The 16,432-nt window shown below is 71.2% G+C and carries 13 protein-coding genes; 8 read left to right on the top strand and 5 right to left on the bottom strand.

Annotated features, from left to right (window positions below):
- The first annotated feature begins 180 nt into the window (after positions 1 to 180).
- The 4 genes from ACFRAC_RS20080 to ACFRAC_RS20065 all read left to right on the top strand — a co-directional run bounded on the left by ACFRAC_RS20080 (position 181) and on the right by ACFRAC_RS20065 (position 4,492).
- Positions 181 to 597, top strand: coding sequence for an SsgA family sporulation/cell division regulator (locus tag ACFRAC_RS20080; RefSeq protein WP_382925379.1), 417 nt, complete (start codon positions 181 to 183; stop codon positions 595 to 597).
- 317 nt (positions 598 to 914) lie between these two features.
- Positions 915 to 2,540 (top strand): ABC-F family ATP-binding cassette domain-containing protein, encoded by a 1,626-nt coding sequence (locus ACFRAC_RS20075; RefSeq protein WP_382925378.1) that lies wholly within the window; start codon positions 915 to 917, stop codon positions 2,538 to 2,540.
- Between the two features lie 131 nt (positions 2,541 to 2,671).
- Positions 2,672 to 3,298: a dimethylarginine dimethylaminohydrolase family protein gene (locus ACFRAC_RS20070; protein ID WP_382925376.1), complete on the top strand. Its 627-nt coding sequence runs from the start codon at positions 2,672 to 2,674 to the stop codon at positions 3,296 to 3,298.
- A gap of 219 nt (positions 3,299 to 3,517) precedes the next feature.
- The gene (locus ACFRAC_RS20065; protein WP_382925374.1) at positions 3,518 to 4,492 is read left to right on the top strand and encodes an acyl-ACP desaturase; all 975 of its coding nucleotides are present in this window, start codon (positions 3,518 to 3,520) and stop codon (positions 4,490 to 4,492) included.
- A gap of 23 nt (positions 4,493 to 4,515) precedes the next feature.
- On the opposite strand, the gene ACFRAC_RS20060 is transcribed toward ACFRAC_RS20065, so the two are convergent.
- Positions 4,516 to 4,785 carry a WhiB family transcriptional regulator gene (locus tag ACFRAC_RS20060; protein ID WP_361354930.1) on the bottom strand — a complete coding sequence of 90 codons (270 nt, stop codon included), beginning with the start codon at positions 4,783 to 4,785 and terminating at the stop codon, positions 4,516 to 4,518.
- Positions 4,786 to 5,011: 226 nt separating this feature from the next.
- Between ACFRAC_RS20060 and ACFRAC_RS20055 the strand changes: the two genes are divergently transcribed.
- Complete coding sequence (locus ACFRAC_RS20055) at positions 5,012 to 5,794, top strand: VOC family protein (protein ID WP_382925425.1); 783 nt, start codon at positions 5,012 to 5,014, stop codon at positions 5,792 to 5,794.
- Between the two features lie 56 nt (positions 5,795 to 5,850).
- On the opposite strand, the gene ACFRAC_RS20050 is transcribed toward ACFRAC_RS20055, so the two are convergent.
- Together ACFRAC_RS20050 and ACFRAC_RS20045 are read right to left on the bottom strand one after the other, a co-directional pair.
- Positions 5,851 to 6,888, bottom strand: a complete 1,038-nt coding sequence (locus ACFRAC_RS20050) for a LacI family DNA-binding transcriptional regulator (RefSeq protein WP_382925371.1) — start codon at positions 6,886 to 6,888, stop codon at positions 5,851 to 5,853.
- 95 nt (positions 6,889 to 6,983) lie between these two features.
- Positions 6,984 to 8,012, bottom strand: coding sequence for a multicopper oxidase domain-containing protein (locus ACFRAC_RS20045; RefSeq protein WP_382925370.1), 1,029 nt, complete (start codon positions 8,010 to 8,012; stop codon positions 6,984 to 6,986).
- A gap of 179 nt (positions 8,013 to 8,191) precedes the next feature.
- Here ACFRAC_RS20045 and ACFRAC_RS20040 point away from each other — a divergent pair, with 179 nt between their 5' ends.
- Both ACFRAC_RS20040 and ACFRAC_RS20035 read left to right on the top strand, forming a co-directional pair.
- Entirely contained in the window at positions 8,192 to 10,669 is a 2,478-nt protein-coding gene (locus ACFRAC_RS20040) for a ThuA domain-containing protein (RefSeq protein WP_382925368.1), read from the top strand.
- Positions 10,666 to 12,867, top strand: a complete 2,202-nt coding sequence (locus ACFRAC_RS20035; RefSeq protein ID WP_382925366.1) for an OmpL47-type beta-barrel domain-containing protein — start codon at positions 10,666 to 10,668, stop codon at positions 12,865 to 12,867. Before ACFRAC_RS20040 ends, ACFRAC_RS20035 begins: the two co-directional genes overlap by 4 nt.
- Here ACFRAC_RS20035 and ligD read toward each other — a convergent pair.
- Positions 12,854 to 13,903 (bottom strand): non-homologous end-joining DNA ligase, encoded by a 1,050-nt coding sequence (ligD, locus tag ACFRAC_RS20030; protein ID WP_382925364.1) that lies wholly within the window; start codon positions 13,901 to 13,903, stop codon positions 12,854 to 12,856. The genes ACFRAC_RS20035 and ligD overlap by 14 nt on opposite strands.
- Positions 13,904 to 13,977: 74 nt before the next feature.
- On the opposite strand from ligD, the gene ACFRAC_RS20025 reads away from it, so the two are divergent.
- Positions 13,978 to 15,048: an ATP-dependent DNA ligase gene (locus ACFRAC_RS20025; protein WP_382925362.1), complete on the top strand. Its 1,071-nt coding sequence runs from the start codon at positions 13,978 to 13,980 to the stop codon at positions 15,046 to 15,048.
- A 32-nt stretch (positions 15,049 to 15,080) separates the two neighbouring features.
- Here ACFRAC_RS20025 and ACFRAC_RS20020 read toward each other — a convergent pair whose 3' ends face one another.
- Complete coding sequence (locus ACFRAC_RS20020; protein WP_382925360.1) at positions 15,081 to 16,271, bottom strand: zinc-dependent alcohol dehydrogenase; 1,191 nt, start codon at positions 16,269 to 16,271, stop codon at positions 15,081 to 15,083.
- Positions 16,272 to 16,432: the final 161 nt, after the last annotated feature.

Below are 16,432 nucleotides of genomic sequence, written 5' to 3'. Positions count from 1 at the left end.
CCTCATCGGGCACAGACGACCTTCCGGGCACGGGAGGGCGAAGGCGGCAGGTGGGTGCATGAAGGCGGTGACAGAGGTCACTCGGCCGCGGGGTGCACGGAATGGCTGATTCCGTCGTCTCTACAAGTACCCGTCCCGCCCGCCCGGAACTCCGTCCCGCCGTCACAAGGGAGCAAGGCGTTGTCCACCGTCATCGAGCAGCCCGTAGAGGCCCGCCTGGTCGCCGCCGCGCCGCGCATGCAGCGCATCCCCGCGACCCTGCACTACGACCGGCGCGACCCGTTCGCCGTCCGGATGACCTTCCCCGCCCCGGCCACCCTGGAGGGCGTCGAGGTCTGCTGGACCTTCAGCCGCGAGCTGCTGCTGGCCGGCCTGGAGGAACCCCAGGGCGACGGCGACGTCCGGGTGCGGCCGTACGGGTACGACCGTACGGTGCTGGAGTTCCACGCCCCGGAGGGCACCGCGGTGGTGCACATCCGCTCGGGCGAGGTGCGCCGGTTCCTGCGCTCCACGAGCGAACTGGTCCCCCTCGGCCTGGAACACCTCCAGCTCGACATGGACCGCGACCTGGCGGAGCTCATGCGGGACGCCTGCTGACGCTCCGCCGCCGGGCTTCCCACGGGGCCCAGCGCCGGGCCGTAATCCGGTTGACACCGTCCGCACCCCCTCCTACGTTGTACAACGGTCCTGTTGCCGTCGATTGGAGAAGGACGTTGCTCGTCTGAGGTCCTGAGACACCGCGTCACACCACCCGTGTGTGCACGCCGCGTGCGACCTCGGCGTCCGAGCCGTCCCAGCCGTCCTCACGGAACAGGGCTTTTCTCATGCCCAGGGCCTCTCACCGCCCGCCGGTCGCCGGTGTCTCGATACGCGTTTGCCCCTGTTCGTCCGAGCAACCGCGGAGGCGCCCCCTCATGTCAACTTCCATCAGCTGTACCTCCCTGTCCTTCTCCTGGCCCGACGGATCCTCCGTCTTCGAAGGCCTGGACGTCGCGTTCGGTCCCGGCAGGACCGGGCTCGTCGGCGTCAACGGATCGGGAAAATCCACCCTGTTGAAGCTCATCGCCGGTGAACTCGCCCCGGCCGACGGCGCCGTGCGCGTCGCGGGCGAGATCGGCTACCTGCCGCAGAACGTCACGCTCGACACCGCGCTGCGCGTCGACCAGGCGCTCGGCATCGACGCGAAGCGGGCCGCGCTGCACGCCATCGAGGCGGGCGACGTGGCCGAGGAGCACTTCGAGACCGTCGGCGACGACTGGGACGTGGAGGAGCGTGCCCTCGCCACCCTCGGCGAACTCGGCCTCGGCCACGTCGCGTTGGACCGCACGATCGGCGAGGTGTCGGGCGGCGAGTCGGTGCTGCTGCGGCTGGCCGCGCTGCTGCTGCGCCGGCCGGACGTCCTGCTCCTCGACGAGCCCACCAACAACCTCGACCTGTACGCCCGCCGGCGGCTGTACACGGCCGTCGAGTCCTGGCCGGGGGTGATGGTCGTGGTCAGCCACGACCGTGAACTCCTCGACCTGGTCGACCAGATCGCCGATCTGCGCTCCGGCACGATCAGCTGGTACGGCGGCAACTACTCGGCCTACGAGGTGGCTCTCGCCACCGAGCAGGAGGCGGCCGAGCGCATGGTGCGGGTCGCCGAGGCCGACCTGAAGAAGCAGAAGCGTGAACTGGTCGACGCCCAGGTCAAGCTGGCCCGCCGCAAGCGGTACGGCCAGAAGATGTGGGACCAGAAGCGCGAGCCGAAGATCGTCATGGGTGCCCGCAAGCGGGCGGCACAGGAGTCCGCGGGCAAGCACCGCATCATGCACGAGGAGAAGCTCGCCGAGGCCAGGGAGCGCCTGGACGACGCGGTGGACGCCGTACGGGACGACGACGAGATCCGCGTCGACCTGCCGTACACGGCCGTCCCTCCGGGCCGCAGCGTGCTCGCGCTGCGGGAACTGGAGGTGAGGTACGGGGCACGGGTGCCCGGCGGCCTGGATCTGCACGGCCCGGAGCGGATCGCGCTGGTCGGGCGCAACGGCTCGGGCAAGACGACGTTGCTGCGGACCATCGCCGGGGAACTGGCCCCGGTGGCGGGCGAGGTGACGGCGCACGTCCCGCTGCGCTTCCTGCCGCAGCGCCTCGACGTCCTCGACGACGAGGCGTCCGTCGTGGAGAACGTCGCCCGGTTCGCGCCGGGTGCCGGCAACAACCGGATCCGGGCGCAGCTGGCCCGCTTCCTGTTCCGGGGCGCCCGCGCCGACCAGCTCGCGGCGACGCTCTCGGGCGGCGAGCGGTTCCGGGCTGCCCTGGCCGCGCTGATGCTGGCCGAGCCGGCGCCGCAGCTGCTGATGCTGGACGAGCCGACGAACAACCTGGACATGGCGAGCGCACGGCAGCTCACCTCGGCGCTGGACTCGTACGAGGGGGCGCTGATCGTGGCCAGCCACGACCTGCCGTTCCTGGAGTCGGTCGGCATCACGCGCTGGCTGACGATCGAGGAGGGAGAGCTGAGGGAAACCACCGCGGAAGCGGTCGGGTATCCCGCCTGACATCACCGCCATCAGAAGCCGCGGCCTGGGCGCAGGGGTTTCCTACGGACGGGTAGCCCCTGCATGATGGCCGTCCGGTGCCCCCCTTCATCAGGGGTCCCGGTCCTGCCACCGATCCGAAAGATCCCGTCGTGCCCAGCAAGAAGGCCCTCGTCCGCCGCCCCGGTCCGCGTCTCGCCGAGGGGCTGGTCACGCACGTCGAGCGGACGGAGGTCGACGTCGACCTCGCGCTCGATCAGTGGGAGGCGTACGCGGGGGCCCTTCGCGCACACGACTGGGAGACCATCGAGGTGGACCCGGCCGACGACTGCCCCGACTCGGTGTTCGTCGAGGACACGGTCGTGATGTACCGCAACGTCGCCCTGATCGCCCGGCCCGGCGCCGAGTCCCGCCGGCCCGAGACCGAGGGCGTGGAGGAGGCCGTCGCCTCGCTGGGCTGCTCGGTGAACTGGATCTGGGAGCCGGGCACGCTGGACGGCGGCGACGTCCTGAAGGTCGGCGACACGGTCTACGTCGGCCGGGGCGGCCGCACCAACGCGGCCGGGGTGCAGCAACTGCGGGCCGCCTTCGAACCGCTCGGGGCGCGCGTCATCGCCGTACCGGTCAGCAAGGTGCTGCACCTGAAGTCGGCGATCACCGCGCTGCCCGACGGGACCATCCTCGGCCATGAGCCGGTCGCCGTCGACATCAGTGAGTTCGAGAAGCTGGAGGGCTGTGTGACATGCCTCTCGGTGCGGATGCGGGAGCTGTACGCCTGACCAGCTGAGCACGTCACTCGTCCGATACCGCGACCTGCGTGTCGCGGGGCTTCGCGCGTACCGGCGCGGTTCCGGCGGAGCAGTGGCTGATCAGCGGTCTTTACGACGCCCTTAACCTACGGCTTCGTAACCTACGGATTCGTAGCCTACGATTCCGTAAGTTGCCGGCACCGCTCGCCGGTCCCACCGCTCACGCAGTCCCGTCCCCCTGGAGTTCCCGTGACGATCACCTCCCCGCACCTCGGCAGCCCCGCCGTCTGGACCGACGCCCGCCTGCTGTACGCCCTGGAGGAAGTGGTCGAGAAGGAACTCAACCGGCATCTGGGTATCGCCAAGGACTGGATGCCGCACGAGTACGTCCCGTGGACGGACGGCCGCAACTTCCCCGGCCTGTTCGAGGACGGCGAGGCCTGGGACAAGGAGCAGTCCAAGGTCACCGAGATCGGCCGGATCGCGCTGGTGGTGAACCTGCTGACCGAGGACAACCTCCCCAGCTACCACCACGAGATCGCCTCGATCTTCGGCCGTGACGGCGCCTGGGGCACCTGGGTGCACCGCTGGACCGCCGAGGAGGGCCGGCACGGCATCGTGATGCGCGACTACCTGCTGACCTCGCGCGCGGTGGACCCGGACAAGCTGGAGCAGTTCCGCATGTCCCACATGAGCGAGGGCTTCGAGTCGGACAACCGCCACTCGATGCTGCACTCGATCGCCTACGTCGCCTTCCAGGAGCTGGCCACCCGCATCTCGCACCGCAACACCGGCCACCAGTCCGGCGACCCGGTCTGCGACCGCATGCTGGCCCGCATCGCGACCGACGAGAACCTCCACATGGTCTTCTACCGCAACCTGCTGAAGGCCGCCTTCGAACTCGCGCCCGACCTCACCATGCAGGCGGTCCGCGACGTCGTCGTGAACTTCCGCATGCCCGGCCACGGCATCCCCGGCTTCGAGCGCGCCGCCGCCCAGATGGCCATCGGCGAGGTCTACAACCTGCGCATCCACCACGACGACGTGATCCAGCCGGTGCTGCGCTTCCTGAAGATCATGGAGATCGACGGCCTCGGCCCGGAGGGGAAGCAGGCGCAGGAGGAACTGGGGCTGTTCATGGGCGGCCTGGACGCCGAGGCGGCGAAGTTCGACGAGAAGCTGGCGGCGCGCAAGGCCCGCATGGCGGCCCGCGCCGCCGGCTGACCCGGGCGCGGGACCGGCCGGGCTCAGGCCCGGCGCGAGGTGCGCCTGATCTCCAGGCGCTCCTTCTCGGACAGGCCGCCCCAGACACCGAAGCGCTCGTCGTGGTCGAGCGCGTAGTCCAGGCAGGCGGAGCGGATCGGGCACAGCCCGCAGATCCGCTTCGCCTCCCGGACGGAGCTGCCCGGCTCAGGGAAGAAGAAGTCCGCCCCGGTCTGTGCGCACAGCGCCTCTTCCTGCCAGGCCAGGTCGGCCGGGGTGACCGGCGTGCCCGCTGTGATCGTGTCGATGTGCATGGGCAGGATCGTGCCCGGCCGCGAAAAACGTTCGATCAACGCGCGATCAACGCCGCCTCGCCGGCCCCGGGCCGCCTCGATCGTGCCGCTCCCCCTGTCCCCGCGCACGGCGGCGCGCGGAAGTGGACGACCACCCCGGCAGACGGCGGTGTTCCGGCAGCGCCCGCCGGGGCGCGGTGGAAGACTCGGCGGTGCAGACACCGGGACCCTTCCGAGGAGGGCGATGATGCTCACCACCCGCTACGTCACCGGAGCGCCGAACTGGATCGACCTCGGCACGCCCGACCTCGACGGTGCCGCTGCCTTCTACGGCGGCCTGTTCGGCTGGCGGCTCCGGCCGGGCGGACCGGAGACCGGCGGATACGGCTTCTTCCAGCTCGACGGCAGGACGGCGGCCGCCGGGATGCGGACCTCCGAGGAGCAGGGGCCGCCCTCCTGGACGGTGTACTTCCAGACCCCGGACGCGCAGGCCACCGCGGAGGCCGCCGAAAAGGCGCACGGCTCGGTGCTGATGCAGCCGATGGACGTGCTGGACCAGGGCCGCATGGCGCTCCTCGCCGACAAGTCGGGGGCGTCCTTCGGGGTCTGGCAGCCCCGCGCGAACCAGGGCCTCGACGTCGTGCGTGAGCCGGGCTCCCTGCGCTGGCTGGAGCTGTACACGACGGACGTGCCGGCGGCGGCGGGCTTCTACAACGCCACGCTCGGCATGGAGACCTTCGCCCTGGACTTCTACGGCGGCACCTACACGGCCCTCAGCCCGGGCGGGCAGGGCGAGGACGGCGTGTTCGGCGGGGTGGTCGACAAGGCCGACGATCCGGCGGAGGCGCAGAGCCCGTCGCACTGGCTGCCGTACTTCGAGGTCACCGACACGGACGCGGCCGTCGAGAAGGCGCGGGAGGGCGGCGGCACCGTGCGGATGCCGGCCACGGACCTCCCGGAGGTCGGCCGGATCGCCAAGCTGGCCGACCCCTACGGCGCCCGCTTCGCGGTGATCCGGAGCGTGGACTGACCGGCCAGGAGATGGCTCGTCGTCAGGCCGGAGCCCGGCGTGATCGGCGAGCCACCCTAGGCCGACGCGCGCCGGACCAGGGTGGTCGGCAGGACCACGCTGGACGGGGCGGAGGCGACGGGCTCGTCGGCGGGGCGCCGGTCGAGCTCGCGCAGCAGCAGCCGGGCCATCAGCCGGCCCATCTCCTCTATGTCCTGACGGACCGTGGTGAGGGCCGGATCGGTCTGTTCGGCCACCGGCAGCATGTCGTCGAACCCGATCACGGCCACGTCGTCCGGCACCCGCCGCCCGGCCTCCCGCAGCACGCGCAGCGCGCCGGCCGCAGTCAGGTCGTTGGCGGCGAACACGGCGTCCACGTCGGGGCGGCGCTCCAGCAGTTCCCGCATCGCGCGCTCACCGCCGGCCGGGGTGAAGTCGCCCTCGGCGATGAGCCGCGGGTCGGCGTCGACCATGACGTCCCGGTACCCGTCCAGCCGGTCCACCGCCGACGTCTGGTCGAGGGCGCCCGCGATGTGCGCGATCCGGGTGCGGCCCAGGCCGGCGAGATGGCGCACCGCGTCGCGTGCGCCGCCCCGGTTGTCGACGTCGACGTAGACGACGCCGCGGGTCTCGCCGCTCCAGCCGGGCCGGCCGCCGAACACGGTCGGCACCCCGGCGCGCTGGATCAGGCCGGGCAGCGGGTCGTCGAGGTGCAGGGAGAAGACGAGCGCCCCGTCGACATGCCCTCCGGCGAGGTAGCGGGCGACACGGGCGTGGTCGTCGCGCCCCTCGGTGAGCAGCAGCACGAGCTGGTTGTCGTGGGCGGCCAGCTCCTTGCTGATGCCGCGCAGCTGGAGCGCGAAGAACGGGTCGGCGAAGACGCGGGACTCCGGTTCGGCGACGACGACCGCGACCGCGTCGTGCCGGCGGGTCACCAGGCTGCGCGCGGCCTGGTTGGGGACGTAGCCGAGTTCGTCGACCGCCTTGCGGACCCGTTCGACGAGGCGTTCACGGACGCCGTCGCCGCCGTTGACCACACGGGACACGGTGGCCCGTGAGACCCCGGCCCGGGCGGCCACGGCCTCCAGCGTGGGGCGCGGGGCGGTTTCGGTCACTTCACGGCTCCTCGTCGGCGGTTGCCGATCAGGATAGCCATGGCCGGGGCCGTTTGTGAGAGCGCTCTCGCCGCCGCCTCCCCCGCCGGGCACGCTCAGTGCTCGTGCGCCGCCCCCGAAGTCCCCTTGGCCGACGAGTCGGTGGAGGACGAGTCCGTGGACGAGGAGGCGTGCCCGTGGTCGTGCGGGTCGTAGCCGGAGATCGTCCCGTCCTTCTTCTTGACCAGGAACAGCCCGACCATGCCCATGTCGGAGTGGCTCTGCACATGGCAGTGGTACATCCAGGCGCCCGCGCCGACGCCCTCGCCCGCGATCACCTGGAAGCCGAACGAGTCCGCCGGGCCGACGATCTTGTTGTCGATCACCTGACTCGGGTCGTCGGGGCCGGTCAGCAGGCCGGTGCGGTTGTCGGCCCAGCGGTGCCCGTGCATATGGAAGGTGTGGTAGTACTCGCCGTGCGTGATCACCACGAACTCGACGCGGTCGCCCACCGTGGCCTCGAAGTCCGGGCCGCTGTGCGCCGGCTTGTTGTTGATGAGCATGTCGTTGAAGACGATCGTGTGCGTCGCGTCCGGCAGGACGTCGCCCTTGCGCCGGACGACGACCGGCCCGTAGAGGCCCTTGCGGATGCCGCCCGTGCCGTGTTCGGTGCCGACGACGTGGTCGTGGTAGTGCCAGTAGCCCGCGCTGCCCGCCCGCCAGGTCCCGTCCGCGCGGCGGCCCGGGGCATGGGTGCGCCAGGTGTAGGTGCGGGTGCCGCCAGGCTCGACGTCGCTCCTGTTGAGCTTGGTGCCGTCGCTGGTGATCTCGTAGTCGAGGCCGTGGACGTGCAGACTCGCCGGGACGTCCAGGGTGTTCTCGACCTCGATGTGAGCGGTGTCGCCCTCGTTGAGCTCGATCAGCGGGCCGGGGATCGTCGCCTTGCCCTTCTCGAAGCCGTAGCCGAGCTGTCCGTCGGCCAGTTTCTCGATGTAGAGCTTGAGATGGCGGACCTCGCCTCCGGCCGGGGCGGTCCGCGCCGGTGCGGCCGCGCCCGCCGCCTCGGGTACGGACGCGAGGGACAACGATGTCGCGACGGTCGCGCCGCCGAGCAGTACCCGTCGGTTGAAGCTGCGTCTGTCCATGCCGAACTCCCCACGGCGGTACGGAAATTTACGGGGGTGAACCGCAGTGACCGTACCGGCCGCCCCGGAGTTTATCCACACTCAGGACAAAGTTCGTCCGAGTCCGGTCATAGGTATTGGCGAGCCGCTCAAAGGGGTCTACCTTCCTAGTCGCTGTTGCTGTGACCGTGGAGGTGCCCATGCACTTACGAGGGTTGAGCACGAGAAGACGTACCTGGGTGGCCGGTGTGGCCGCGGGGGTCGTCGCCGCCGGGCTGATGTCCGCACCGGCGGCGACCGCGCGCCCCGCGCCGGATCCACCCCTGACAACGATGTCCATCAAGTCGCCGCCCGGCGGCGCGAATGTGCGGGTGCTCATCTTCCACGGGTCCGCGGCGGCCGGCGAGGAGTCGCCCCTGGTGAACGCCGGCATCGAGGCCGTCGAGAAGATCGGCCTGTCGGGACCGGCGGAGCAGCGCTTCGCTGTCACGGCCACGAAGGACGCCTCGGTCTTCACCAACGAGACCAAGCTGAGCCGCTTCAACGCGATCGTCTTCCTCACCGGCGGCGGCGACGTCCTCGACCCCGAGCAGGAGGCGGGTCTGGAGGCGTACATGGAGGCGGGCGGCGGTTTCGTCGGCATCCATGACGCGGCGCGCGCCGAGCCGTACTCGGACTGGTTCACCGGCCTGATCGGGGCGCGTCCCGCGGGTGCGAGCCCGGCGACCGCGCAGCGCGCGGTCGTCGAGGTGGGCGACCGGCGGCACCCGGCCACCAAGGAGTTGCCGCTGCAGTGGAAGCGCCCGGACAAGTGGCTGAACTGGGTGAAGAACCCGTCCGGCGAGGTGCACACGGTCGCCCGGGTGCGTGAGTCGTCGTACCAGCCCGGAGCGGGCGCCAACGGCTGGGACCACCCGGTGAGCTGGTGCCGTGACTACGACGGCGGCCGGTCCTTCTACACCGGGATGGGCGGCACGGTCTCCTCCTACGACGAGACGGACTTCCGCTCCCATCTGCGCGGCGCCCTGCTGTGGACGACGCGGCTGGTGCAGGCCGACTGCAAGGCCACCATCACCGGCAACTACAAGGCGGAGCGGCTGACCCAGCCCAACCAGCCGGGCCGGAACGACCAGATCGGCGAACCGCACGGCCTGGTCACGGCTCCCGACGGCAGGGTGCTCTACATCGGCCGCGGCGGCGCGGACTCCTCGCAGCCCGTCATCACGGACTGGAACAACCCGGACGTCGGGAAGGGCAAGGGAGAGATCCACGTCTACGACCCGACGACCAAGAAGGTCACCCTCGCGGGGGCGCTCACGGTCTTCGGCAACAAGGGCGGCGGGGACGAGCTGACCAAGGTCGAGGAGGGGCTCCTCGGCATCGAGCTCGATCCGCGCTTCGAGGACAACGGCTGGGTGTACCTGCACTACACCCCGCACGCCCGGATCGACCGCGACAAGCGGATGGCCGAGCGGCGGGTCTCCCGCTTCACGCTCGACCTGGCGACGAACAAGCTGGACCTGGGCAGCGAGAAGGTGCTGCTGAAGTGGCCGGTGCAGATCCACAGCTGCTGTCACGCGGGTGGCGGGATGGCCTGGGACTCCAAGGGCAACCTGTACATCGCGACCGGCGACAACAACTCCAGCGGGTTCAGCGGCGGTTACTCGGGCAACAACCCCGAGCCCAACTACAAGGGCGTGTCCTTCGCCGACGCGCGCCGCACCGCCGGCAACACCAACAACCTCAACGGCAAGATCCTGCGCATCCACCCGGAGCCGGACGGCACCTACACCCTGCCGGAGGGCAACCTCTTCACCGGCAAGGAGACCGCCGAGGGCGGCGGCAAGACCCGAGGCGAGATCTATGTGATGGGCGTCCGCAACCCGGCGCGCATCTCCGTCGACCGGCAGACCGACGTGCTGTACGCGGGCTGGGTGGGTCCGGACGCCGGGGCGCCGTCGACGACCTGGGGTCCGGCCAAGTACGACACCTTCGCGGTCATCACCAAGGCGAGCAACCGCGGCTGGCCGTACTGCATGGGCAACAAGCAGCCCTACCGGGACCGCAATCTGCCCGACCCGAGCAAGCCGCTGGGCTGGTACGACTGCGACCACCCGAAGAACGAGTCGCCGAACAACGACGGCCTGGTCAACCTGCCGCCGGTGACCGGGAACAACATCTGGTACTCCCCGCAGGGCGGCGCCCCGGACTTCCCCCGGGACGCGAACGGCGTGCCGTCGTACAAGCAGGAGGAGGGCACCTACGCGCTGCCGTGGCTGAAGGGCGGCGGGCAGGCCGCGATGAACGGGCCGGTGTACCGCTACGACGCGGCGGGCACGAGCGCGACGAAGTGGCCGGCGTACTGGGACGGCAAGTGGTTCGTCGGCGACTTCTACGACGCCGACCAGCCGCGCAACGCGGTGATCACCGACCCGAAGACCCACGGGGAGGGCGGTCTGCCGGTCCACTCGGAGTCGTTGAAGAAGATCGTGCCGGTCGGCAACGACGGCATCAAGAACCTCATGGACTGGAAGTTCGGTCCGGACGGCGCGCTGTACGTGCTCGACTACGGCCGTGGCTTCTTCACCTCGGACGGCAAGTCGGCTCTGTGGCGGGTCACCTACACGGGCGGCGGGCCCACCCCGGCCGCCGGTCGACTGGCGAGGGGGACGCAGTGACACGACGAAGAGCATGGGCGACCCTGCTGGCCGCGCTGCTGGTGGTGCTCGGGCTCCAGGCCCTGCCCGCGACGGGACAGCCCCGGGCGGAAGCGGAGGCGGCCGCCGCCCAGGTCCTCACCTGGACCGCGGGCGACGACATCACGAAGTACGCCTCGGCGCCCACGACGGCCGTGGCGGGCCCGGCGACGATCGTGTTCGAGAACAGCGTGGCGACCGGCAACACCACCGGGATGCCGCACACGCTGACCTTCGACACCTCGGACGTCGAGTTCAACGACGACGTGCAGCTCAACATCCTGGCGAACCCGAACGACGACCAGGGCGGCCGGCACACGGCGGAGGTCACGCTCACCCCCGGCCGCTACCGCTACCACTGCACGATCCCCGGCCACGGGCAGATGCAGGGCATCCTGATCGTCACCGAGGGCACGGGCGAGGACACGACGGCTCCCGAGGCGACGGCCCACGTCAGCGGGACGCAGAACGCCCAGGGGCAGTACGTCGGTTCGGCGAGCGTGGCGGTCCACGCCACCGACGAGGCGGGCGGCTCCGGGGTGGACCGCGTCGAGTACGCGCTCGGCGACGGCGCCTGGCAGCCGTACACCGCGCCGGTCGTGGTCGACCGGGTCGGCGACCACACGGTCCGCTACCGGGCGCTCGACAAGGCGGGCAACGTCTCGGCCGAGAAGAGCGTCACGTTCACCGTGGTGGCGCCGCAGTCCGACGACACGACCCCGCCCGAGACGTCGGCGACGGTCAGCGGCGACAAGGACGCCGACGGGGCGTACATCGGCATGGCGACCGTCACGGTCTCCGCGTCCGACACCGGTTCCGGTGTCAACGGCGTCGAGTTCGCGCTCGGCGACGGCGCCTGGCAGCCGTACACCGCGCCGGTGATGGTCCACGAGCCGGGCAGCCACACCGTGCGCTACCGGGCCACCGACAAGGCGGGCAACGTGGCGCCCGCCAAGGACGTGCGCTTCACGGTCGTGCCGGCCCCCGAGGACGACACGACGGCACCGGTGACGGGCGTGACGGTCGAGGGCACGAAGAACTCGTCCGGCGCGTACGTCGGCAACGCCAAGGTGACGGTCACGGCGACCGACGAGCACCACGGCTCGGGCGTCGACCGGATCGAGTACTCCATCGACCGCGGGCCCTACCTGGCGTACACCGCGCCGGTCGTCGTGGACCGGGCGGGCACCCACACGCTGGCCTACCGGGCGACGGACAAGGCGGGCAACACCTCCGCCGCCCGCACGGTCACCTTCACGGTGGTCGCCGGCCAGGTCCCCGCGCCCAACTGCCCGGAGTTCGACGAGCGGCTGACGGTGATCGTGGGCACGGTCGACTCGGGCGTCCCGAACCGGCTCACCAACAGCCGGTGCCGGATCAACGAGCTGATCGAGGACGAGAAGGAGTGGACGTCGCACGCGCTGTTCGTCAAGCACGTGACCTCGGTCCTGGACCGGCTCCTGAAGGAGGGGGTCGTCGACCAGCGCGAGTACAAGGCGATCCGCAAGGCGGCCCGTCAGTCCGGGATCGGCGAGCCGGGCCAGACCGAGGGGTACCGCACGATCCTCGACGGCAGCCCGGAGTCGTTCGCCAAGTGGCAGCAGGTGGGCGGCGGTTCGTTCGCGCCGAACGGCGACGGGTCGATCACCAGCGGCACCAGCCGGTCCGGCCTGGGCATGCTGTGGTTCCCGGAGCGCAAGTACGGCGACTTCTCGCTGAAGCTCCAGTGGCGTGACGACGCGCCGGGCACGGGCAACGCCAACTCCGGTGTGCTGGTGCGCTTCCCGTGGGTCCACGACCACCCGGAGGAGTCACGCCCGGAGTGGGTCGCCATCAAGTACGGGCACGAGGTCCAGGTGTTCGACTCGCCCACCGGCGACATGTACAAGACCGGGTCGGTCTACGGCTTCGACCGGGTGGGGCTCGCCGGTGCGGGCGTCACCCAGAAGGGCACGTGGAACGACTACGAGATCCGGGTGGTCGACCAGCACTACTCGGTCTACCGCAACGGCGTGCTGATCAACGAGTTCGACAACATCGGCGGCCAGGACTTCACCCCGCCGCGCTCGGACGACCCGGGCACGGACGGGCGGCGGTTCGCCTCCGGCTACATCGGGCTCCAGGCGCACAGCACGACGGACGTGGTCTCGTACCGGGACGTCCGGATCAAGGAGCTGTAGGCTCCGGCGGCGTCTCCTCGTGAGGCGCCGCCTTCCTGGCCCGGCTCGGCTGTACCCGCTTGGGTTCGCCCGGCATCTTCGGATACTCGGGCGGGTACGGCAGATCGCCGAGCCCGTGGTCGCGCTCGTCCTTGTTCGCGAGGTCCAGCAGCGCGTCCAGCGCATAGCGGTGGTCGTCCATGTCGGCGTGCACGTCGCCGAGTTCGGCGAAGCGGGCCGGCATGGTGGCGATGTCGAAGTCCCGCGGGTGGGCGGCGCCCACCTCCTCCCAGCGCAGCGGCGCGGAGACGGGGGCGTGCGGCCGGGCCCGCACGGAGTAGGCGGAGGCGATGGTGCGGTCCCGGGCGGTCTGGTTGTAGTCGATGAAGATGCGCTCGCCCCGCTCCTCCTTCCACCACTTGATCGTGACCCGGTCCGGCATCCGGCGCTCCATCTCCCGTCCGACCGCGATGGCGGCCCGCCTGACCTGGGTGAAGGTCCAGCGCGGCTCGATCGGCACGAAGACGTGCAGCCCGCGCCCGCCGGACGTCTTGGGCCAGCCGCGCAGACCCCCGAAGTCGTCCAGCACGGACCGCAGTTCGTGGGCGGCGCGCACCGCGTCGTCGTAGTCGGTGCCGGGCTGCGGGTCGAGGTCGATGCGCAGTTCGTCGGGGTGGTCGACGTCGTCGCGGCGGACCGGCCAGGGGTGGAAGGTGAGCGTGCCGTACTGGGCGGCCCAGACGACGGCCGCCTCCTCGGTGGGGCACATCTCGTCGGCGCTGCGGCCGCTGGGGAACGTGATGTGGGCGGTCGGGATCCAGTCGGGCATGTTCTTGGGGGCCCGCTTCTGGTAGAACCACTCGCCGGTCACCCCGTCGGGGTAGCGCTCCAGGGTGGTGGGCCGGTCGCGCAGGGCGCGCAGGATGCCGGGGCCGACGGCGGCGTAGTACTGGGCGAGGTCCAGCTTGGTGAAGCCGCGCTCCGGGAAGAAGACCTTGCCCGGGCTGGACAGCCGTACGGTCCGCCCGCCCGCCTGAAGTTCCACCGCGTCGCCCATGGCCGTCACGGTAGGCGTCGCACGGACGCCTCGCACATCGGGCGGGTCCGGCCGGCGCCCCGCAGAATCGGACCATGGACCTGCCGGTGATGCCGCCCGTGAAGCCGATGCTCGCCAAGTCGGTGGCGAAGATCCCGCCGGGCATGCAGTACGAGGCGAAGTGGGACGGCTTCCGGGCGCTCGTGTTCCGCGACGGGGACGAGGTGGAGCTGGCCAGCCGAACCACCAAGTCGCTGACCAGGTACTTCCCCGAGCTGGTGGCGGCGCTGAAGGAGCGCCTTCCGGAGCGGTGCGTGGTGGACGGGGAGATCGTGATCGCCCGGGAGGGGCGGCTGGACTTCGACGCCCTCACCGAGCGCATCCACCCGGCGGACTCGCGGGTGCGCACGCTGGCGGAGCGGACCCCGGCGTCGTTCGTGGCGTTCGATCTGCTGGCGCTGGCGGACGAGTCCCTGATGCGGGCCCCGCTGACGGACCGTCGGGCGCTGCTGACGTCGGCGCTGTCCGGGGTGACGGCACCGGTGCACGTGGCGCCGGCGACGACCGACGTCGGGACGGCCCAGGGGTGGTTCGAGCAGTACGAGGGGGCCGGTCTCGACGGTGTGGTCGCCAAGCCGCTCGCGCTGCGCTACCTCCCGGACGAACGGGCGATGTTCAAGATCAAGCACGAGCGGACGGCGGACGTCGTCGTCGCGGGCTACCGGCTGCACAAGAGCGGCCCGGTCGTCGGATCGCTCCTGCTCGGCCTGTACGACGACCGGGGCGCCCTCCAGCACGTGGGGGTGTCCGCGGCGTTCTCGATGAAGCGGCGGGCCGAGCTGATCGACGAGCTGGAGCCGCTGCGCATGGACGACGTCTCCGGGCACCCGTGGGCCGCCTGGGCCGAGGAGGAGGCCCACGAGTCGGCCCGGCTGCCGGGGGCGCCGAGCCGCTGGTCGGGCAAGAAGGACCTGTCCTGGGTGCCGCTGCGGCCGGAGCGGGTGGCCGAGGTGGCGTACGACCACATGGAGAACGGCGCCCGCTTCCGGCACACGGCCCGCTTCCGCCGCTGGCGCCCGGACCGCACCCCCGAGAGCTGCACGTACGAGCAACTGGAGGAGCCGGTGCGCTACGACCTCGCGGAGATCTTCGCGCCTCCGGCGTGACCGGGCACCGGCTCAGCCCGTGCGCGGGCCGGTCAGGGCTTCATCAGCACCTTGACCGCGCCTTCCTGCTTGCGCTGGAACATCTCGTAGGCGTGCGGGGCGTCGCTCAGCGGTACCCGGTGGGTGGCGAAGTCGTCGACGCCGAGCGGGTCCTCGTCCGTGAGGTACGGCAGGATCTCGTCGGCCCAGCGGCGCACGTTGGCCTGGCCCATCCGCACCTGGATCTGCTTGTCGAACAGGGTGAGCAGCGGGATGGGGTCGGCCATGCCGCCGTAGACGCCGGACAGCGAGATCGTGCCGCCGCGCCGGACCAGGTCGATCGCGGTGTACAGGGCGGCCAGCCGGTCGACGCTGAAGCGCTCGGCGAACGGGCCGCTGATCTTGCGGGGCAGGATCGCGGCGGCGGACTGCGCGAGCTTGGCGACGGCGCTGCCGTGGGCCTCGGTGCCCACCGCGTCGATCACGGCGTCCGGCCCACGGCCGTCGGTGGCGTCGCGGATGGCGGCGACGAGTTCCTTCTCGTTGTCGAAGCTGCGCAGGTCGTAGGTCTCGACGCCCCGGTCGCGGACCCGCTTCAGCCGCTCGGGCACCAGGTCGACGCCGAACACCTGGCCGGCGCCCTGGAGCTGGGCGACCCGGCAGGCCATGTCGCCGATGGGGCCGAGGCCGAGCACCGCGACGCTGCCGCCCTGGGGGACGCCCGCGTACTTGACCGCCTGCCAGGCGGTCGGCAGCACGTCGGAGAGGTAGACGAAGCGGTCGTCGGCGGGCCCTTCGGGGATCTTGATGGGGCCGAACTGGGCCTGCGGGACGCGCAGGTACTCGGCCTGGGCGCCTGGCACCGCCCCGTACAGCCGGGTGTAGCCGAACAGGGCCGCGCCCATGCCCTCACTGCTGACCTGGGTGGTCTCGCACTGGGTCGGAAGGCCGGTCAGGCACATCCAGCAGTCGCCGCAGGCGATCTGGAACGGCACCACGACCCGGTCGCCCACCTGGAGGTCCGGCACTCCGGCGCCGACCTCCTCGACGATGCCCATCGGCTCGTGACCGAGGATGTCGCCGGGTGTCATGAACGGCGTCAGCACCTCGTACAGGTGCAGATCGGAGCCGCACAGCCCGGACGAGGTGATGCGGATGATCGCGTCGGTGGGTTCCTCGATCCTGGGATCGGGCACGTTCTCCACGCGCACGTCCCGCTTGCCCTGCCAGGTCACTGCCCTCATCGCCCCGTGCTCCCTCCGTCGCCTGTGCGCGTCCGTGCGTGGCGCCCGGGTACCCGTGGCTCCCCCGCCGAACCGGCCCTACCGTGTGCGTCCGTCCGTCGACCGCCCGTCACCCGGCCGGACCGCCCGCCCTCCCGTCCGGGCCCGGCCCGGGGGTGCCC

It is taken from the genome of Streptomyces sp. NPDC056628 (genome assembly GCF_042792555.1).
Taxonomy (GTDB): domain Bacteria; phylum Actinomycetota; class Actinomycetes; order Streptomycetales; family Streptomycetaceae; genus Streptomyces.
Note: the sequence above shows the minus strand (reverse complement) of the source record. Positions and strands in the feature narration are given on the sequence as shown.